The sequence below is a fragment of the Pseudonocardia sp. ICBG601 genome (assembly GCF_020496245.1).
Map to the genome: position 1 here is coordinate 26,166 of NZ_JAHLJA010000039.1, position 18,562 is coordinate 44,727.

Annotated in this window: 25 protein-coding genes and 1 pseudogene; 13 read left to right on the plus strand and 13 right to left on the minus strand. The window is 70.3% G+C overall.

Annotated features, from left to right (window positions below; all coding sequences use genetic code 11):
- Positions 1–38 precede the first annotated feature (38 nt).
- The 3 genes and pseudogenes from KPL57_RS14500 (at position 39) to KPL57_RS14510 (ending at position 2,274) form a co-directional block, all read left to right on the plus strand.
- Positions 39–698 carry a hypothetical protein gene (locus KPL57_RS14500; RefSeq protein ID WP_226352019.1) on the plus strand — a complete coding sequence of 220 codons (660 nt, stop codon included), beginning with the start codon at positions 39–41 and terminating at the stop codon, positions 696–698.
- A gap of 882 nt (positions 699–1,580) precedes the next feature.
- Positions 1,581–1,643 (plus strand): annotated as a pseudogene (locus KPL57_RS72135) (hypothetical protein); the annotation flags it as partial.
- Positions 1,644–1,926: 283 nt separating this feature from the next.
- Complete coding sequence (locus KPL57_RS14510) at positions 1,927–2,274, plus strand: IclR family transcriptional regulator C-terminal domain-containing protein (protein WP_226352020.1); 348 nt, start codon at positions 1,927–1,929, stop codon at positions 2,272–2,274.
- On the opposite strand, the gene KPL57_RS14515 is transcribed toward KPL57_RS14510, so the two are convergent.
- Entirely contained in the window at positions 2,253–2,990 is a 738-nt protein-coding gene (locus KPL57_RS14515) for a class I SAM-dependent methyltransferase (RefSeq protein ID WP_226352021.1), read from the minus strand. The genes KPL57_RS14510 and KPL57_RS14515 overlap by 22 nt on opposite strands.
- 63 nt (positions 2,991–3,053) lie before the next feature.
- Here KPL57_RS14515 and KPL57_RS14520 point away from each other — a divergent pair, with 63 nt between their 5' ends.
- Positions 3,054–3,683 carry a DedA family protein gene (locus tag KPL57_RS14520; protein WP_226352022.1) on the plus strand — a complete coding sequence of 210 codons (630 nt, stop codon included), beginning with the start codon at positions 3,054–3,056 and terminating at the stop codon, positions 3,681–3,683.
- Between the two features lie 81 nt (positions 3,684–3,764).
- On the opposite strand, the gene KPL57_RS69715 is transcribed toward KPL57_RS14520, so the two are convergent.
- From KPL57_RS69715 to map, 6 genes are all read right to left on the minus strand, one after another.
- Entirely contained in the window at positions 3,765–4,349 is a 585-nt protein-coding gene (locus KPL57_RS69715; RefSeq protein ID WP_226352023.1) for a dihydrofolate reductase family protein, read from the minus strand.
- A 46-nt stretch (positions 4,350–4,395) separates the two neighbouring features.
- Entirely contained in the window at positions 4,396–4,611 is a 216-nt protein-coding gene (locus KPL57_RS14530; protein ID WP_369804827.1) for a ferredoxin, read from the minus strand.
- Positions 4,608–5,819, minus strand: coding sequence for a cytochrome P450 (locus KPL57_RS14535; protein ID WP_226352024.1), 1,212 nt, complete (start codon positions 5,817–5,819; stop codon positions 4,608–4,610). The genes KPL57_RS14530 and KPL57_RS14535 overlap by 4 nt, the downstream gene beginning before the upstream one ends.
- Before the next feature lie 125 nt (positions 5,820–5,944).
- The gene (locus KPL57_RS14540) at positions 5,945–7,027 is read right to left on the minus strand and encodes an alpha/beta fold hydrolase (protein ID WP_226352025.1); all 1,083 of its coding nucleotides are present in this window, start codon (positions 7,025–7,027) and stop codon (positions 5,945–5,947) included.
- Between the two features lie 101 nt (positions 7,028–7,128).
- Positions 7,129–7,287, minus strand: coding sequence for a hypothetical protein (locus tag KPL57_RS14545; protein WP_226352026.1), 159 nt, complete (start codon positions 7,285–7,287; stop codon positions 7,129–7,131).
- A 234-nt stretch (positions 7,288–7,521) separates the two neighbouring features.
- Positions 7,522–8,298: a type I methionyl aminopeptidase gene (map, locus tag KPL57_RS14550; protein ID WP_226352027.1), complete on the minus strand. Its 777-nt coding sequence runs from the start codon at positions 8,296–8,298 to the stop codon at positions 7,522–7,524.
- A gap of 63 nt (positions 8,299–8,361) precedes the next feature.
- On the opposite strand from map, the gene KPL57_RS14555 reads away from it, so the two are divergent.
- Positions 8,362–8,640, plus strand: coding sequence for a helix-turn-helix domain-containing protein (locus tag KPL57_RS14555; protein ID WP_226352028.1), 279 nt, complete (start codon positions 8,362–8,364; stop codon positions 8,638–8,640).
- A gap of 31 nt (positions 8,641–8,671) precedes the next feature.
- On the opposite strand, the gene KPL57_RS14560 is transcribed toward KPL57_RS14555, so the two are convergent.
- Positions 8,672–8,845: a hypothetical protein gene (locus tag KPL57_RS14560; RefSeq protein WP_226352029.1), complete on the minus strand. Its 174-nt coding sequence runs from the start codon at positions 8,843–8,845 to the stop codon at positions 8,672–8,674.
- Between the two features lie 231 nt (positions 8,846–9,076).
- Here KPL57_RS14560 and KPL57_RS14565 point away from each other — a divergent pair, with 231 nt between their 5' ends.
- The 6 genes from KPL57_RS14565 to KPL57_RS14590 all read left to right on the plus strand — a co-directional run bounded on the left by KPL57_RS14565 (position 9,077) and on the right by KPL57_RS14590 (position 13,337).
- Positions 9,077–9,508 (plus strand): nitroreductase/quinone reductase family protein, encoded by a 432-nt coding sequence (locus KPL57_RS14565; protein WP_226352030.1) that lies wholly within the window; start codon positions 9,077–9,079, stop codon positions 9,506–9,508.
- A gap of 76 nt (positions 9,509–9,584) precedes the next feature.
- A complete protein-coding gene (locus KPL57_RS14570; RefSeq protein ID WP_226352031.1) occupies positions 9,585–11,213 on the plus strand; it encodes an ABC-F family ATP-binding cassette domain-containing protein in 1,629 nt (542 codons plus the stop codon).
- Positions 11,210–11,497, plus strand: coding sequence for a TetR/AcrR family transcriptional regulator (locus KPL57_RS14575; protein WP_226352032.1), 288 nt, complete (start codon positions 11,210–11,212; stop codon positions 11,495–11,497). Before KPL57_RS14570 ends, KPL57_RS14575 begins: the two co-directional genes overlap by 4 nt.
- 35 nt (positions 11,498–11,532) lie before the next feature.
- Positions 11,533–11,841, plus strand: a complete 309-nt coding sequence (locus KPL57_RS14580) for a TetR family transcriptional regulator C-terminal domain-containing protein (RefSeq protein WP_308252875.1) — start codon at positions 11,533–11,535, stop codon at positions 11,839–11,841.
- Positions 11,842–11,915: 74 nt separating this feature from the next.
- On the plus strand, positions 11,916–12,506 hold the full coding sequence (locus KPL57_RS14585; protein ID WP_226352034.1) for a TetR/AcrR family transcriptional regulator: 591 nt from the start codon (positions 11,916–11,918) through the stop codon (positions 12,504–12,506).
- Between the two features lie 96 nt (positions 12,507–12,602).
- Complete coding sequence (locus KPL57_RS14590) at positions 12,603–13,337, plus strand: SDR family NAD(P)-dependent oxidoreductase (protein WP_226352035.1); 735 nt, start codon at positions 12,603–12,605, stop codon at positions 13,335–13,337.
- Positions 13,338–13,792: 455 nt separating this feature from the next.
- Here KPL57_RS14590 and KPL57_RS14595 read toward each other — a convergent pair whose 3' ends face one another.
- The 5 genes from KPL57_RS14595 to KPL57_RS14615 form a co-directional block, all read right to left on the minus strand.
- Positions 13,793–14,062, minus strand: a complete 270-nt coding sequence (locus KPL57_RS14595) for a hypothetical protein (protein ID WP_226352036.1) — start codon at positions 14,060–14,062, stop codon at positions 13,793–13,795.
- 53 nt (positions 14,063–14,115) lie between these two features.
- On the minus strand, positions 14,116–14,493 hold the full coding sequence (locus tag KPL57_RS14600) for a transposase family protein (protein WP_226352057.1): 378 nt from the start codon (positions 14,491–14,493) through the stop codon (positions 14,116–14,118).
- Complete coding sequence (locus tag KPL57_RS14605) at positions 14,490–15,140, minus strand: transposase (protein WP_226351147.1); 651 nt, start codon at positions 15,138–15,140, stop codon at positions 14,490–14,492. Before KPL57_RS14605 ends, KPL57_RS14600 begins: the two co-directional genes overlap by 4 nt.
- A 100-nt stretch (positions 15,141–15,240) precedes the next feature.
- Positions 15,241–15,834, minus strand: a complete 594-nt coding sequence (locus KPL57_RS14610) for a transposase family protein (RefSeq protein ID WP_226352037.1) — start codon at positions 15,832–15,834, stop codon at positions 15,241–15,243.
- 214 nt (positions 15,835–16,048) lie between these two features.
- A complete protein-coding gene (locus KPL57_RS14615) occupies positions 16,049–16,594 on the minus strand; it encodes a hypothetical protein (protein ID WP_226352038.1) in 546 nt (181 codons plus the stop codon).
- A gap of 437 nt (positions 16,595–17,031) precedes the next feature.
- Between KPL57_RS14615 and KPL57_RS14620 the strand changes: the two genes are divergently transcribed.
- Both KPL57_RS14620 and KPL57_RS14625 read left to right on the plus strand, forming a co-directional pair.
- On the plus strand, positions 17,032–17,571 hold the full coding sequence (locus KPL57_RS14620; RefSeq protein WP_226352039.1) for a PadR family transcriptional regulator: 540 nt from the start codon (positions 17,032–17,034) through the stop codon (positions 17,569–17,571).
- Positions 17,572–17,912: 341 nt separating this feature from the next.
- Positions 17,913–18,527 (plus strand): helix-turn-helix domain-containing protein, encoded by a 615-nt coding sequence (locus KPL57_RS14625; protein WP_020627080.1) that lies wholly within the window; start codon positions 17,913–17,915, stop codon positions 18,525–18,527.
- Positions 18,528–18,562: the final 35 nt, after the last annotated feature.

The following is an 18,562-nucleotide window of genomic DNA, read 5'->3' on the forward strand; positions in this document are numbered from 1 at the left end:
AACACCCGGGCAACAGCGCGGTCCTAGCGTCGCCGTCCGTGTCCGACCTCGACAGGGCCATCGCGCGGTCCTTCTCCCCCGGCCACACCCAGCTGCGGGCGGAGTCGCCGATGGCACCGCTCGGGCGGCGCCGGATGGGCGCGACCGAGCTGGTCGCGCAGTCGGTGGCGACGACCGCGCCCGCCGCGTCGATGGCGATGCTGCCCCTGGTCGTGGGCCGGCTCGCCGACCCGCTGTCGGGGCTGCTCGTCATCGTCGGCGCCACGGTCGCGGTGACGATGGTGGCGCTCTGCCTCGGGCAGTTCACCCGACGCCAGGCCGCAGCGGGCGGTGTCTACAGCTTCGTCTACCAGGGGCTCGGTGCCCGGGCCGCGCTCGTGACGGCCGTCGTGATCGGGGCGAAGTACCTGGGCAGCGCCGCGATCACGCTCTACGCCGGCGGCCGGGCCCTGACCGCGCTCGCCGGGGCGGCCGGGGTCGACGTGAGCGGGGCCGGCGCGCAGGTGCTGCTGCACCTCGTGGTCGCGGTGGGGATCGCGACGGTGCTCGTACGGGGGCCGCGGGTCGCCGCCCTCACCCTGCTCGGGGTGGAGATCGGCTCGCTGTTGCTCGTCGTCGCGGTGCTGCTGGTCCCCGCTCCGCACCTCGCCGCCCCGGTCCCGGCCGGGCCGGTGCGGACCTGCTCGCCGTCGCGCTGATGGCGATGTTCATGCTCGCCGGCTTCGAGTCGGCGACCTTCTTCGGCCCGGAGACGCGACGTCCGCTGGTCACGGTGACCCGGGTGGTCCTCTGGACCCCGCTGCTGTGCGGGGCGCTGCTGTCGTTCGCGGCCTGGGCGAGCTGGACCGGCCGCGCCACGACCCTGGTCGCGATCCTGTCCGACCCCGGGGCGTCGGGCGCCCCGACCGCGCTGGTGGTGGCGTTGCACGCCGGTCTGGCCTGCTCCTACCTGGCCTCGCCGCGGCCTCGGCGCACGCGGCGTCACGGGTCGCGTTCTCCCTCGGGTGGAGCGGCTGCTGCGCGTGCCCTCGCGACGGTGCACCGGCGGTGGCGCACACCGCACCGTGCCGTCGTCGGGATCGTGGCCGTGGTCCTGCTCGGCGGGCTGCTCGCCGACCTGGCACCGGCCGGGACGGACGCGGTGCGCCACCTGGTGCGGGCGCTCGTCACCCTCATGTACGTGCTGGTCGCGGTCGCGGCCGTCGCGTTCCTGCTGCGCATCCGGGAGCACACCCGCCCGGTGCTCGTGCTGGGGTGCACGGTCGCGGTGCTCGGCGGACCTGCTGGTGCTGCGGCTGCCCGGTCTGCTCGACACCCCCGAGGGACCGGCGCCGCGGTGGCCCTCGCGGTCTGCTGCGCGGTGGGACCGGTGTGGTGGAGGTTCCTGCGCCGTCACCCGGACCGGCTCGCGAGGATCGGGGTGTTCGACCAGCCCGGCAGCGACGACGTCCTGCCCGGGGCCGACGACTTCGTCCCGGACGCTCGGGGACGCCGCGGCTGGTCCGGCGGAGCCCGCGCGCCGGGGACCCGCCGTGAGCGAGCCGGGCGCCGCGAGCCGGCCCCTGGAGCTGCTGGAGGCGGTGGCGAGGATCGGGCCGGGTGCGACGGCGCGGGAGCTGTCGCGCACGACGGGCATCCCGTCCGCGACGGCGTACCGGCTGCTCAACGTGCTCGTCGCCGACGGCTACCTGGTCCGGATCAGCGACCTGTCCGGGTTCGCGCTGGGGCGCCGCACCCGGGAGCTGGCCCGGCGCGGCCGAGGGACCGCCGCAGCTGGCCGAGATCGTCGCCGGGATCCGCGGCCGGGTCCGGTTCGGGTTGTTCGTCGCCGACTGGCCCGCGGGCACGCTGCGGCTGGTCGACCGCGACCCGGACCACGAGCTGCCCGGGGAACGGACGCTGCTCGCCCACCCGCACGCCTCGGCCATGGGGAAGATCATGCTGGCCGCGCAGCCGGAGCTCGTCCCCGACCGGCCGCGGGCGCTGACCCGGCACACCGTGACCGCCGGGGCCGCGCTGGCCGCGGAGCTGCGGACGGTGGCACGCACGGGGGTCGCCACCGAGGTCGACGAACTGCGCTCCGGCCGCTCGTCGGTCGCGGTCGCGGTGCGCGACGCGGCGGGCGGCGTCGTCGCCTGTCTCGCCGCGCTCGGCCCGACCGGGCGGCTGCCGGTCACCGACCCGGACCTGACCGCGCTGCTGCGCGCGGGGGCCGACCGGATCGGCGGGCTCACGGGCGCGCGGGCACCGGGTCAGCGCGGCCGCAGGACGTAGCCGGTGTAGCCGTACTCGGTGCCGAACCGCTCCCGTACGGCGATCTCGCCGCCCACCTCGTCCAGCGCAGCCGGGTCGACGCCGTCCTCCCGCAGGGTGGCGATCCGGCGGGCCAGCGGGCGGTAGTAGGCGTCCCAGTCGGAGTCGGGGAGCAGGTAGACCGCCTGGACCGTGTACCCGGCGCGCTGCGCGGCGGCGACGTTCTCCGCGGTCGTCCGCATCCCCGGGTAGCCCGCGTCCCAGAACTCCCGAGCGCCGGGCGACGGCTCGGTGGTCGTCCACTCGGCCTCGGTGAGGACCAGCACCCCGCCCGGGGCGAGCAGCCGCCGCCAGCCGGCGAGCGCCGCGTCGAACCCCATGACATAGGCGGCACCCTCGGACCAGACGAGGTCGGTCTCGCCGTCGGGCAGCGGCAGGTCGTCCATCGCCGCGACGAGTGGGCGCACCCGTTCCCCCAGCCCGGATGTCGCGGCCCGGCCGCGCAGTCGCTGGAGGAAGGGTTCGTGCAGGTCGACGGCCACGACCTCGCCACCGGTCGCCGCCGCCAGCGGCAGCGTCGCCGGACCGGTCCCGCAGCCGATGTCGACGATCCGCGGACGCTCCGGCAGGTCCCCGGCCAGGCGCAGCAGCAGCGCCGTCGTCTCCTCCGATCCCGGTGCCTCGCGGGGCAGGTCGTCGTGGGCGGCCAGGAAGACCTGCTCCAGCGGTGTGCTCACGTCCGCGCATGATGCCCGCACCGGGCCGCCACCGCACCACCGATACGTGTGCATGATGGGGTGGTGCACGTCGACACGTTCCTCCTGGCGATCCCCCCGCTCGCGATCTACTTCCTGTGCGCGGGTGTGGTCGGTGTCGAGAGCATCGGGGTGCCGCTGCCCGGTGAGATCGTGCTCGTCGGCGCGGCCCTGCTGGCCGCCCGCCCCGGCTCGCCCATCGACCCGGTGGCCGTCGCGGCGTCGGCGACGGCGGGGGCGATCGTCGGCGACTCGATCGGCTACACGGTGGGCCGTCGCTACGGCACCGGTCTGCTCGACCGGCTCGGCCGCCGGTTCCCCAAGCACCTGGGCCCGGCGCACATGACCGTGGCCCGGCGGATCTTCGACCGGCACGGGGTCTGGGCGGTGCTGTTCGGCCGCTTCGTGGCAATCCTGCGCATCCTCGCGGGCCCGCTGGCCGGGACGATGAAGATGCACTACCCGAAGTTCCTCGCCGCGAACGCGACCGGCGCGGTGCTGTGGGCGGGCGGCACGGTCGCCCTGATCTACCTGCTCGGGATCGTCGCCGAGACGTGGCTGAAGCGGTTCTCCTGGATCGGGCTGATCGTCGCCGTGGTCGGCGGGCTGCTGGTCTCGCGGTACGTGCGGCACCGGGTCGAGCGGGCCGCCGCGCAGGAGGAGACGGCGCCGTGAGCCCCGCCGTCGGGCCGGGCGGGCGGACGCCGTCGGCGAGCTGACCGGTCCGGGCCGCGACCTGCTGACGGGACGGATCGCTCAGCGCAGCGCGTGAGCGGTGTAGGTGACCGCGCCGAAGGTCCGCGAGTCGAGCAGCGGCAGGCGCTCGGTGGACCATCCGTCCGGGAACAGCCGCCGGCCCGCACCCTGGACGACGGGGTGGTGGAACAGCCGGATCTCGTCGACGAGCCCGGCCGCGATCAGCGTGTGGCACAGCGTGATGCTGCCGGTGCAGACGATGTCGGCGCCCGGCCGCTCCTTCAGTGCCGCGACCTCGGTGACCGGGTCCCCGGACAGGACGGTCGAGTTCTCCCACTCCGGATCGGTCAGCGTCGACGACACCACGTACTTGTCGACCTGGTTCAGGTAGTCGGTGATGCCGGTGGCGTCGTCGGTCCGGGCGGGCCAGAAGCCGCGGAAGTCGGCAGAACGTGCGGCGCCCGAGCAGCGTCGCGTCGGAGGCGGCGTCCTGGCGGTGCAGCTCGGCGAGAACCTCGTCCTGGCCGTCGGCGGTGGGGTCGAACCAGTCGCCGAGGAACTCGACGGCGCCGTCGAGGGTGACGTTCTGGGTGATCGCGAGTGTGCGCACGGGAGATGCCTCCACGGTCGTCGGTGCGTAGACACCAGGGTCGACCGCGGAGGCGTCCCGAACTCGTCGGTCGCCGCCGGCTCAGCCCTCGACGACGGTGATCGCCGCCGCCGGACAGCCGTGCGCGGCGTTGCGCACGGCCTGCTCCTGACCGTCCGGCGGGGTGTCGGTGAGCAGCTCGACGACGGCGTCGGAGTCGCGCTGGTCGAACACGTCCGGGGCGGTGAGCAGGCACTGCCCCGACCCGACACAGGCGTGCTGGTCGACCTCGACCTTCATCGCGGGTACCTCCCTCACCAGCGGACCGGCAGGCTGCGGACCCCGCCGGTGATGTGGTCGGTGCGCACGTCGAGCTCGTCCATGCCGACGGCGAGCTCCAGGTCCGGCAGCCGGCGGGCGAGCGTGGCGAACACCGCGCGCAGCTCGGTGCGGGCCAGGCTCGCGCCGATGCAGAAGTGCGGCCCGTGCCCGAAGCCGACGTGCCCGCGCTCGGCGCGGTCGGGGTCGAAGGTCTCGGCGTGGTCGAAGACGTCGACGTCGCGGTTGGCGGCGTTGACCGAGAGGATCACCGCGTCGCCGCGCGCGATGGTGACCCCGGCGATCTCCACGTCCTCGTGGGCGTAGCGCAGCAGCCCCAGGTCACCGGGCGCGCCGAGGCGCATGACCTCCTCGATGACGGCGTCGACCCGGCCCTCGGGGTCGGCAGCGAGCTTGTCCCACTCGTGCCGGTTGCCCATGAGGAACAGCATGCCCAGCCCGATCCGGTTCACGGTGGTCTCGTGCCCGGCGAACAGCAGCCCGACGCAGAGCCGGATCATCTGGTCGTAGCCGAAGGTCGGGTCGGCGGCCTGGGCCGCGACGAGGTCGCTGATGACGTCCTCGCCGGGCTCGGCGCGCTTGCCCTCGGCGAGCCCGGCCATGTAGCGGCCGAACTCCTCGCGGGCGGCGTGGGCGTCGTCGCCGGAGTAGGTCGCCATCCGGTCGGACAGCCCGCGGAAGTACTCGCCGTCGGACTCGGGGACGCCGAGCAGCGAGCAGATCACCGCGACCGGCAGCGGGAAGGCGAGGTGGGCGTGCAGGTCGACCACGCCGTCGGCGGACGCGTCGTGGTCGGCGACCATCGCGTCGACGTAGCCGTCGACGAGCTCCTGCACGTGCCCGGACAGCCGGCGCATGCGCTTGGCGGAGAACGCCGGGGTGAGCAGCCGGCGCATCCGGCCGTGCTCCTGCTCCTCGGTCTCGTAGGTGCCGGTCGGCCCGTCCTGGACGGCCGCGGTGCTGATCCTCGACGCCTTCTCCGGCTCCGGGTGCGACCGGCCGAACCGCTTGTCGCCCAGTAGCTCGCGGACCTCGGCGAACCGGGTCACCAGCCACGCCGGGTCGCCGGCCGGGGTGGTCACCGGCGCGATCGGCGCCTCACGGCGCAGGACCTCGTAGAACGGCGCGAGGTCGAGCAGGTTCGGTCGGGTGAACGGCAAGCGGGGACGCTCGGCGGCGAGGGTCATCGACACTCCTGGGGTCGTGGTGGTGACCCCAGCCTACGATTTACTGGCAGTATCTGCCACGAATGTGCCCGGAGTGCACCGGACCGTCCCCGAACGGGCAGGTCGGGGGCGGCCCGGGCCCGCAGTCACGCCGGGCTGTCGAGCAGCTCCTGCAGGTACTGGTCGATCTGCGGCATGTAGGTGGGCGCGACACCGAACAGGGCGAGGTGCCCGAGCAGGTCGTCGACGACGCGGATCGTCGCGTGCGGGGTCAGCTCCAGCTCGGCCTCGTGGTCGCGGACCGGGAAGAACATGTCCTCGTTGATCGGGATGACCCGGGTGACGGCCTCGTTGCGACCGAGTGCCTCGGCGAGGTTCCCGCCGGTGTGGCGGGCGACGTCGCCGCGCTGCCACTTCCACGCCATGCAGAGCAGGTCGTTGGGGTCCATCGCAGTGAAGTACGGCTCCAGGAAGCCCGCCATGAAGGCCTCCTTGGAGTCGAACTCCAGGGCGCGCCAGACCTCCTGCTTCCAGAACTCGGTGGAGAAGCCCATGACCGCCCAGATGCCGGCGTGGCGCCGCAGCCCGGCCTCGACGTCGGCGTTGCTCGCGTAGTTCCCGCCGTTCCACCCCGGGTCGGAGGTGATCGCCTCGACCAGGGCCTTCGTGTAGAGGAAGTCGTGCGGGGTGTTCTGCGCGGTCCCGGCGATCGGCGCGGCACGGCGCACCTTGTCCGGGAACCGCACCATCCACTCGTAGGTCTGCTGCGCACCCATCGATCCGCCGACGACGAGCGCGAGCCGGTCGATCCCGTAGTGCTCGCGCAGCAGCTGCTCCTGGGCGCGGACGTCGTCGCCGATCCGGACGTGCGGGAAGTTCGACATCGCGATGCCGGCGTTCGCGCCCGAGGCGTTGTGCGGGCTGGTCGACAGACCGTTGCCGATCTGGTTGACCACGACGATGAAGTACCGCTCCGGGTTCAACGCGTGGTCCGGGCCGATGTAGACATCGCGGAAGATCTGGTGCGTCCCCGAGTACCAGGTCGTCACCAGGATCGCGTTGTCCTTCGCCGCGTTCAGCGTGCCGAAGGTGGCGACCGCGAGCTGCAGGTCGGGGATCACCCCGCCCTCCTCCAGCGCGAACTCGCCGACGCTGATCAGCTCGTAGTCGCCATGGAACTCGTGGGTGTAGAAGGGATTCTCGATCGCGGCCGGCTGCGCTGTCGTCACGGTCGTCACTGCTCTGTCACGCTCCTGCTCCGTCGAAGACGCGGACCGGAGCGACTCTTCACCTTTGTGACGCGCGGCACAAGATCCCGTCCGGGCGGGGATCAGCTCCAGGCGACGACGAGCACCAGCATCGTCACGACGATGCCGAGCCCCAGCATCATCATCAGCAGCCAGGCCCCGGCGTTCGGTGGCGGCTCGGCGGGCGCCGCACCGGTGCTGCGGCGCAGCTCGGCGAGCTGGGCGCGGTCGAGGATCGGCATGGTCAGGTCATCGGAGTTCACATGGTGGTAACGCGCGAAGTCGGGTCGTGGGCACTGAGCTCCCAACTCTCGTGTGCCGCAACAAGATCGATGTCGCGGACGGTGCCGCGCGTACCTCCACCGGTATCACGGTGCGTCGACCTGAGCCCGACGGCCCGTCACGCACGGTCATCAGCAGCGGCCGGCCGGAGAGGTCGGTGAACACCGGTGAGACGTCCGGGACGGCCCGGTCGGTCAGTCCTGCCCGCGCCGGGTCAGCACCCGGGGGCCGTCCTCGGTGATCGCGACGGTGTGCTCGGAGTGCGCGGTGCGCGAACCGTCGGCGGAGCGGATGGTCCAGCCGTCGGGGTCGAACACGATCCGGTCGGTGGTCCGTGCGAACCAGGGTTCGAGCGCGAGCGTCAGCCCCGGTCGCAGCGTGAGACCGCGACCGGCCCGCCCGGTGTTCGGGATGTGGATGTCGCCGTGCATGGTGCGGCCGAGGTCGTGCCCACCGAACTCGGTGTTGACGAGGTAGCCGTAGTCGCGGGCGACCCCACCGATGGCGGCGGAGATGTCGCCGAGCCGGTTGCCCGGCCGGGCCGCGTCGATCGCGGCCTCCAGGGCGTCCTCGGTGGCACGGATGACACGTCGGTCGCCCTCGTCGGCCGTGGTGCCGACGATGATCGTCCGGGCGGAGTCGGCGACCCAGCCGTCGATGCTGACGGCGATGTCGGCACTGAGGACGTCGCCGTCGCGCAGGACGTAGTCGTGCGGGAGCCCGTGCAGCACGGCGTCGTTGACCGAGAGGCAGATGACGTTGCGGAACGGGCCGCGCCCGAAGGACGGGGCGTAGTCCCAGTAGCAGGACTCGGCGCCGCGCTCGGCGAGCATGCCGCGCACGTGCAGCTCGATGTCGAGGAGGTTCACGCCGACGTCGGCGATCCGGCCGACCTCGGTGAGCACCTCGGCGACGAACCGGCCGGTCGTGTGCATCCGGTCGATCTCGGCCGGCGTCTTCAGTTCGATCACGGTATTACTATACCGGAGCGTCAACGCTTGCCGGTACAGTAATACCGACCTTAGTCTCGTCCCATGGTCCGCCACCCTCTCACGCCCGAGCAGATCGACGCCGGTCGCCGTCTGGGTGCGCTGCTGCGCCGGGCCCGGGGCGACCGCGACCCCGTCAAGCTCGCCCGGGCCGCCGGGGTCTCCCCCGAGACCCTGCGCAAGATCGAGACCGGACGCCTGCCGAGCCCGGGGTTCGGGACGATCGTCTGCCTCGCCGAGGCGCTCGGGATGCCGGTGCAGGAGCTGGCCGACACCTGGCGCGGCAGCGACGTGGCCGACGTGGCGATGGAGGCCACCGGGTAGCGGTGCCCGCACCTCCGGCACCGCTACCCGGCTACTGACCGGGACGCAGCTCGTAGAGGTGTCCCCGCCCCGCCTTCTCGCTGTACCAGCGCGTCGCCGGCGGGGTCGTGGTGCCGTCCGGCGAACCGCCGACCGGCCACCCGTTCGGCCGGTCCTCGCCGTCGACGACGCACCAGCCGGCACCGTCGAGCCACCGGCACCACACGACCCCGCCCGCCGGTAGACCGGCCGCCCGGTCGTGTCGGTCGCCTCGCGGTGGAACCGGTACACGAGCCCGTCGGACAGGCGCACGAACTCGAAGGACTCCACAGGTCCTGGGTACCCGACGCGGCCGGGCCCGTCGATCGGGTCGAGGCCCGCCGGAATGGCCGACGACGGGGCGAGGTTGACCCCAGCGGTGCCGGACGGCACCGGACACCCCCTGGAGGAGCACGAGATGAGTGACGCGTCGGCCCCGTTCGACCTCGCGGCGATGAACCGCGCCGTGATCGAGGAGTTCCGGGCGACCGGAGGACGAGCGGGCGGCATGTTCGAGGGCAAGCCGCTCGTGCTGGTCCACCACACGGGAGCCCGGTCCGGCACCGAGCGGATCGCGCCCCTGGTCCCGCTCCTCGACGGTGAGCGGATCTTCATCTTCGCCAGCAAGGGCGGGGCCGACACCAACCCGGACTGGTACCACAACCTCCTGGCGAACCCCGACACCCGCGTCGAGCTCGGCATCGAGACCCTGCCCGTGCGGGTGCGGGAGGTCACCGGTCCCGAGCGGGACGAGGTCTACGCCCGCCAGGTCGCGCTGGAGCCGCAGTTCGGCGAGTACCAGCGCTCGACGGAGCGGATCATCCCGGTGCTGGAGCTGCAGCGGGTCTGAGCAGGGACGTCACCGGGCCCGACGTGACGCCCGAAACTCCGAGGCGCCCCACTATCACAGGTGCGATGGTGACCGCATGGGTCACGTGGAGACACAAGGCGTCGACCACGTCCTGCCCGACGGACGAGTCCTGCTCAGCGCGGCGTCGTTCCGGGCGGGCGAGGGTACGACGACGGCGCTGATCGGTGCGAACGGCGCAGGGAAGTCGACGGTGCTCGCTCTGATCGCAGGCACGGTCGAACCGTCGGCAGGCACCGTGCACAGCTCGGGCGGGCTCGGGGTGATGCCCCAGTTCCTCGGCGACCGCACCGTGCGTGAGCTGATGCTGGAGCTGTCACCGGAACGTCTGCGACGGGCCGGCCGACGGCTCGACGCCGCAGAGGACGCGCTGATCGAGCGGGACGGGACGGCCGAGCAGCTGCGTTACGCCGAGGCGCTCACCGAGTACGGCGACGCCGGCGGGTACGACGCCGAGTCGTTGTGGGACCGCTGCTGCACGATCGCAGTGGGATCGCCGTACGACGAGATCCGTTTCCGCAGCACCGATCGGCTCTCCGGCGGCCAGCAGAAGCGACTCGCCCTCGAAGTGCTCCTACGGGGCCCCGACGAGGTGCTCCTGCTCGACGAGCCCGACAACTACCTCGACGTCCCGGGCAAGGAGTGGCTGGAGCAGCAGCTGCGGGAAACGGACAAGACGGTGCTCCTCGTGTCGCACGACCGGGAGCTGCTGCGTCGCAGCGCCGACCGGATCGTCACGATCGAGCTGCACCCTGCGGGCAACACGGTCTGGACGCACGGGGGCGGGTTCGCCACCTACGACGAGGCCCGCGCCGACCGTCTGGAGCGGCTCGACGAGCTCCGCCGACGGTGGGACGAGGACCGGCAACGGCTGGTGCGGCTGGTCCACGAGATGAAGCAGAAGGCCTCGTACAACGACGGCATGGCCAGCCGTTACCAGGCCGCCCGCACCCGGCTCGCCCGGTTCGACGCCCACGGCCCGCCGGAGGCGGTGCCGCGCCGACCACGCCTGCAGATGCGGCTCGGTGGTGGCCGGACCGGGCAGCGGGTGGTGACATGCCAGGACCTGGCCCTCGACGGACTCACGGCGCCGTTCTCGATCGAGGTCTTCTACGGCGACCGGCTGGCCGTCCTCGGACCGAACGGCACCGGCAAGTCGCACTTCCTGCGACTGCTGGCGGGCCTCGATCCGGACGCGACCGACAGCGGTGAGCCGGTGGCGCACGTCGGGACGGTCCGGCTGGGAGCCCGTGTGACACCGGGATGGTTCGCCCAGACCCACCGCCGCCCCGAGTTCACCGGGCACAGCCTGGCCGAGCTGCTGGTCGCCGGCGGGCCACAGCGTCCGGGAACCGATCCGGAGCGCGCGATGCGGGCGTTGGCCCGTTACGACCTGGCGGCGGCCGCCCATCGCGGTTTCGACACGCTCTCGGGCGGCCAGCAGGCCCGCTTCCAGGTCCTCCTGCTGGAGCTGCGCGGCGCCACGCTGCTCCTGCTCGACGAGCCGACCGACAACCTCGACCCCTACTCGGCCGACGTGCTGCAGGACGCGATCGGAGCGTTCGACGGCACCGTCCTCACCGTCACCCACGACCGGTGGCTGGCCCGGCTGTTCACCCGGTTCCTGGTCTTCCGCCAGGATGGGACGGTGTACGAGACCGGCACCCCGGTGTGGGACAGCACATGAGCAGGGTGCGCGCCGAGGACGCCCGCCCTCGCATCGTGGAGGCGGTGTTCGCCCTGATCCGCGACGGTGGCGTGGCCGGGGTGTCACAGCGCCGCGTGAGTGCGGAGTCCGGGATCGACCTCGGCTCCGTCCGCCACCACTTCCCGACGAGCGAGTCGATGATGATCGCCGCCGCCGAGGAGGTCGGACGCCGCATGCAGACCAGGCTCGCGGCCTGCCCCGGCCCGACCGCGGCGACGCCCGATCCGCCGTGGTCGCGCTCCGGAGCGTGTGTCTCGCCCTGATCCCCACCGGTGACCTCGGTCGGGACGAGCTCATCGTGCTCCAGGAGTTCCTGGCCGCAGCGCGGTTGAACGACGCCTATCGCCCCGTCACCACGCGCATGGGCGGCGATCTGCGCTCGGTCCTGCGGAGCGCGTTGGCACCGATCGTCGATGCAACCCCGGAGGCGGACATCGAGGTCGAGCTCCTGGTCGCGTTGACCGTGGGACTCTCCGCTGAGCACGTCCAACCGCCCGGCGCTCCCCCGGTGGTCGAGCCCGTCGAGGTCGTCGAACGGCACCTGAGGCGCCTTGTCGCCCATGTCGACGACCGGGGCTCGTCGCCGGCTCGATTCCATACGACGTGACGGCTCCCCCGGCCCACCCGCCGGTACACCGTTCGATGGTGAACCGACCGGTCCAGAATCAGTAGCATCGCATCATGCCGCGTCCCCGCCAGTTCGACGAGAAGCGGGTCCTGTCGTCCGTGCAGGCGGCGTTCTGGGACAAGGGGTACGCAGGTACCTCGCTCGACGACCTCCTGGCCGCCAGCGGCCTCGGCAAGGGAAGTCTGTACGGGGCGTTCGGGGACAAGCGGAGCCTGTTCCTGCGCGTGCTGCGCGAGTACGACGACGCCAACGACGCGATGCTGCGCACCCGTCTGGAGCAGAGCGACCGCGCCGTCGACGTCGTTCGTGACTTCGTGACCGGCCCACTGCGCGATCCCGACGGGGCGGAGGCACGGCGGGGCTGCCTGCTCGCCAACACCGCGATGGAGCTGTCCGCCGACGTCGCCGAGGTGGCCGCCGTGGCCCGGCGAAGCTACGCCGCGACGACGACCCTGCTGGCCGAGGCCGTACGACGGGCCCAGCGCGAGGGCGACGTCACCCCCCACGTCGACCCCGACGAGACCGCCCACGCGGTGCTCGCCGGACAACTCGGCCTCCTGGTCCTCGGCCGGGTCGGCCAGGACCCGGCCATCCTGTCGACCATGGCCGGGACCCTGCTCCAGGGACTGCTGCCCCCGCCCTGATCGGCTCCGGAGAGTCGACCACCCCCCGTTGTTGACTGATCGGTCCATATCAGGTGTTATGGACCGATCAGTCAACAACAGGAGCGGAGAGCTGACGTGACGGTTCTGCAGGACAAGGTCGCCGTCGTGACCGGTGCGAACGCGGGCATCGGACGCGCGATCGCCCGGGCCTACCACGCCGAGGGGGCACGGGTGTTCGTCGCCGGCCGCCGTCGGGAACAGCTCGTCGAGGTCGAGGCCGAGCTCGGACACGGCGTCACCGGCGTCCGCTGCGACGTCGGCCGGCTCGACGACCTCGATGCGCTCTACGCGACCGTCGCCGAACAGGCGGGCCGGATCGACGTCCTGGTCGCCAACGCCGGGATCGGGATCGTGGCGCCGCTCGGGGAGATCACCGAAGAGCAGTTCGACGCGATGTTCACCACCAACGTCAAGGGGTCGCTGTTCACCGTGCAGAAGGCCCTGCCCCTTCTCGCGCCGGGGGCGTCGATCATCCTCACCGGATCGACGGCGGCGTCGCGTCCCGAGCCGTTCCTGCCCGTCTACGGCGCGACCAAGGCCGCGCTCCGGAACCTGGTCCGCGGGTTCGCCCACGACGCCGGGACACGCCGGTACCGGATCAACATGCTCTCCCCCGGCGCCACGCACACCCAAGGACTGGTCGACCTGCTGCCGGCCGACGCGCTCGCCGCCGCCGGGCCGTCGGTCCCGCTCGGCCGGCTGGCCGAGCCCGAGGAGATCGCGGCCGCGGCGGTCTTCCTCGCCTCGGACGCGTCCAGCTACGTCAACGGGTCCGAGCTCGCCGTCGACGGCGGCTCCGCCCAGGTCTGAGGAGCACCACCCGGGGGCGGGCCCCGCGAGAACGCTGCACCTGCGGCGGAACCCGAGCATCTGAGCAACGCAAGCCGGCCGGAACACCGTCCATCCGGCCACCGAGCTGCGGAATCGCCGGCAGAGGCCGGTCGTCGTCGGACGTCGTCGGCGAGGCTGGTGTGTACCGGATCCGTACCCGAGGACCGTCAGGACGCAGGATCGGACACGTGGGCGAGCACAAGGAACGCATGCTCCGCAACGACTGGTACCTCGACGAACCCGACCTCGTCGACGACCGACGTCGCTGCTGGCAATCCGGCCCGACCCGTCCGCCCGATCTGAGCGATCGACACGACCCTCTGGGAGCCGGAGCAGGCTGCCCGACCGCAGACAGCGAAGACAGCCCAGGGCCGCCCCCGGTGCCCCCACCCCCAGGTCTGCCCACTTCGCGAGAGCTGACGGGCAGAGTTGATTCACTCACCTTCTGTTTCGTTCACCGCACCGTATCCAGCGCAACGCCAACCGGTCAGCCCCGCGGCAGTCAGCACGGAGCCGAGTTCGTCGCACATCTCGGAGTACTGACGCATCTGATTCTCGGTTGGCCCGGACACTTCAGGAATATAGCCGCCAATGACAATTTCTTCTTGCCGCCCGTGGAATCGCTCTGCGCTTGCTCTGTACCCAGCACGCTCGAAGGCGGCAATGTAGTCCTGGGTCCGCCCCGGAGGTACTTCGAAGATCACGGAAGCTAGATTCGGCACAAGGTGACCGTATCAGGAGGCTTATTCAGGCTCCGTCAGGTAAGTGCGTAGAAGATGAGTCCGATGACTGCCGAGATCGTCGTTTTAAATGTGGCGTAGGGTCGGCGGTAGTCTGTGTGGAGAACTTTCCACGACTTGATATGGGCGATGACTCGCTCGATGGTGGCGCGTGTGCGGTTGAGGCTCTTGTTGAATGTTTTCTGCCAGTCGAGAAGTTCCCGGCCGGGTTGTTTTTTGAACGGGGTGAGCATGCCGCGCCCGATGTAGCCTTTATCGCCGATCGGTGGGTATGTGGCGAGGTGGTCGAGGGCGCCGGATTGGTCGAGGCAATGTAGGTCGTGTCGGGAGCCTGGGGTCGGGTCGGAGATCCACGACAGCTGCCCTTCCAGGGTGGCTGCGACCTGGAGGCTTATTCATAAGCCGCAAAGAAGTAGAGGCCTACGATTGCCGCAACTGTGCTTTCGTATTTGCTGATGGGGTAGCGGTATCGGCCACCTTCTTCGCTGAGCATGCGCCATGTTTTGAGGTGCGCGATGGCGTGTTCGACGGCTGCGCGGATTCTGCCGAGGGCGGTGTTGAACTCGACTTGGCTGGGGTCGAGGTCGATACCGGGGGATCGCTTGTGCGGGACCGTGTTGATGCCCTCGACGCCGATGTAGCCGAGGTCGGCGACGGACGGGAGATCGCGCAGACGCTCCGCCAGCCCGGATGCGGCGTAGGCATGTGCGTCGTGGCGGGCGCCGTGAATCGGGACTTCGCCGACCGCGACGAGGACTCCGTCGAGGGTGGCGGCGATCTGCAGGTTCATGCCCGAGTAGCCGGCCTTGACCGAGAACAGGTCGGACACTGCGTTCCAGTCCCACGTCGGGCACACGGTGCCATCGACCAGCACTGTTCCGCCTCCGAGGACCTCCCGCGGGTCGGGCACGACGTCGGCGAGGACCTCGCCGATCACCGGGCGCAGCAGGTCCCAGCGGCGACTGACCGTGGACTGGCTGACCCCGAAGATCGCGCCCGCGAAGTCCTGGGTCACGTTCTTGCGCATCAGCGTCACCACCATGGCCACTGACCGGAACAAGCCCAACGCAACAGGCCTACCTGCAGAAACGAACTTGCCGCCGCATCGGGCGTGTACTCTCACCACCAGATCGGTGAGTTGTCTATCGTCCAACCCTGTCATAGCTTTGAATCGCAACAGCTCTTCGCCGATCCTCGTTCGATGCCTGGGAACACCGAACAAACCGGCAAGGGCTGTTGCACTTCAAGCGCGACACACCGCCGTGCCGGTATCGAGACAAAATCGCCGGTGACGGCTTCCGCAGATCAACAGAATTACTCCCTTGTGAATAAGCCCCCTGGACGACGACGCCGGTGGTGCGATGCTTGCCCGACCACAGACCTGGTACGGCGGTCCATGACCAGCAGGGCAGCAGGGTTCCGTCGATGATGTACTGCCGATCGGCACGAAGCTCCTCCGCAGTCGGAACTACACTCCGCAGCGCCTGCGCCAGCAACGGTGTCACCCCCGCGATCGCTCGACTGACCGTCGACTGCGACACCCCGTAGGTTTCCGCCAACTCCCACTGCACACGATTCCCGCGCAGATACGCCAACGTGATCACCACCGACCAGAACAATCCCAGAATCGGCGGCCAAGGCCGTCGCAGGCCAGTCGCGTTCCGCTGATCCTGCTCATGCACCAGAGCGGCAAGATCCTGAATCTCATCACGCCGAAAGCCAGTGGTATAGTACATACTGCGACAGCCCATTCATCTCGGATTGATTCGACAAACCAATCTTCGCGATGGACGGGCTGTCGCCCAACCCGACACGCCGGGCTAGATCGTTATTTCACGGGCCCTGAATAAGCCTCCAGGTACGAAAAAGTGCTGGTGCCGCTTCAATATGACAGCCTTGCACCCATGGCACCAACGACCGACCCACACCATGCACACCTTCGTCGACTGATCAGAAGCTGGTTGCGTGCTCATCGATGAGCTGCCGATAGCGATGGAACGCCGGCTTGGGCGAGTAGTCCGATGTCATCAGGCCGAACCCGCCGAAGAGCGATCCGTCGTCCGATGCGTCCCGCAGGCTGAAATGCATGTAGGACGTGACGCCAGAACCAGGCTGCAGAGCACTGACGAACATGGCGTCGAGCATGGCGCTCTGACGCTCGACGTCCCTGCTCGGGCCCGTCGGGCATCCGTGCTCCGTGAGATGCAGCGGCATGTCACCGAGACCGGCAGGGGTGAGTGAATCCGTGCGATGCGAGGAGAGGAGCCAGGTGCAGACCGCGGCCGGGTCAGTGCCAGGGGATAGCGGCGCGAACACGTCGGGGAAGGCGTCGAGTCCTACGTAGTCGAGATGCCCGGCGACATCCGGACGAACGCTGTCGAGCAGTCGTCGATAGAAGTGCGGATCCGCGATGAGCTGGGTGGTGTTGGTCCCGACCAGCACATCGGGACAGGAACGGCGAGCCGAGTTCTTGGCCACGAGGATCGCGGACGCCACTGCTTCCAGGACCCGGGGTACGCGCCGTCCAGGACCGGATTGTCCGTGACGTTCGCCTCCTCTCCGATCTGCACGGCGCCGAGGACCGGACCGTACTCCGCGATCATGCGCGCCACGAAGGCACATAACCCGGCGATGTCGCCGGACGCCGACCGATATTGCAGAACGAGGTCGAGCCGGGTGTTCTCGTCCACGTACCGGCCGGGCGCCCGCGGATGCTGGATGTGCACGTCACCCGCTGCACGGTCGTCAGTGAACTGCGCGTAAGCCCGCAGGTGGAACGGCTTCGATCCACGCAAACAGGCGAGCGCCGAGTCGATCGACCGAGGTTCGTCGGGGATCGAGCCGATGATCTCGCCGTCTCCGCCGACCGGACCGCCGGGGTAGATGCCACACCGCATGGAGCCACAGTAGTCTATTTAGACTACACTCGTCCCGTGCCTGCGTCGATGCTCGACAACCCGACCATCACCTCACTGCTGGGCCTTCTCGTCGAGCGGCCGCTCCACCTCTACGCCGTGTCCCAGGAACTGCCGCGACGGCTCGACGCCTCGGGTCTCTCGGTCGGCCGGGGGTCCGTCCGCAACCTGCTCGTCAGACTCGGCGACATCGGCTGGGTCGAGCTCGGCGGACCTGACTCGATCGACGACGTCGCCACCTACCGGATCACCGAGGAAGGACTCGCCGAGCTACGGAACCGCGTCCGCTCCCAGGTTCAGGACACGTCTCCGGATCACGACCACTTCGTCCAGGCAGTTGCCTACATCGGCCTGTTCGACACACAGGAGGCCTGCCTCCTCCTCCGCCGGCGACGCGAGCGACTCACGACACGGCTCACCGACGTCACACGCGAGCACGCCCGAGCACTCGACTCGGGTCAACCGTGGACGCACCTCGCCGAGGTCGACTACGCGCTTTCACAGACCGCAGCAGCCATAGCGTGGCTGGACCGCACGATCGACCGCCTCCAGCGTTGAGCGATCTTGTACCGGATCTCCGACCACCCGAAACATCGTCGATCCGACCTCTGACCTGCAAACTCAGTGGTGGTGGCCGGCCGTCGTTGGGCGTCGCTGACCGCGCTGGTTTGTACCGGATTTGTACCGGGCTGTTGTATGCCGCCACCACGTTCCTGAGCGCTGGTCAGCGCGAGCCCCCCGACCAGCCGCAGGCGACAGTCTGAGCCTGGACGTTCACAACGATCGTCTCGTCTCGCCAGTAAGCGTAGGCATCGCCCGAGTACCGCGCGGTCCGATAGCGCCCTCGCTCGCGAGGCCCACCGTTGACAATAATATTTGTCAACGGCCAGGATGGGGGCATGCACGAAGTGAGCACCATCGAGGACCCAGCCGCTGCGGAGGCATCGCTGGACCCCTTGCGGCGTCAGATCCTTGCGGACCTGATCGAGCCGGGGTCGGCTTCCACCATCGCCGCCCGGCTCGGCATCCCCCGGCAGAAGGTGAACTACCACCTGAGAGTCCTTGAGCAGCATGGCCTGGTCGAACTCGTCGAGGAGCGGCGCCGAGGCAACTTCACCGAGCGGATACTGCAGGCTACGTCCGCCTCCTACGTGATCTCCCCCGGAGCGCTCGGGCGGCTCCAGCCCGACCCGAGCCGCGCCCCGGACCAGCTTTCGGCGCGCTGGCTGCTCGCCCTGGCATCCCGACTCGTGCGCGACGTCGGCACGTTGCTCGCAGGGGCGCAGCGGGCGCGTAAGCCGGTGGCGACCTTCGCGATCGACGGCCAGATCCGCTTCGCCTCCGCGGCGGACCGGGCCGCCTTCACTGAAGAGCTCGCCGCCGTCGTCACCGAGCTGGTGGCCAGGCATCACACCGGCCAGGAACCAGGAACGGCCGGAACAGGCAAGCTCAACCGCCTGGTCATTGCCCTGCACCCCGCCGTCCCCGATACCGCCAACGGCGACCTCCGCTGACCTCATCAACCGCCCGCCGAAGCACTCTCTGACCC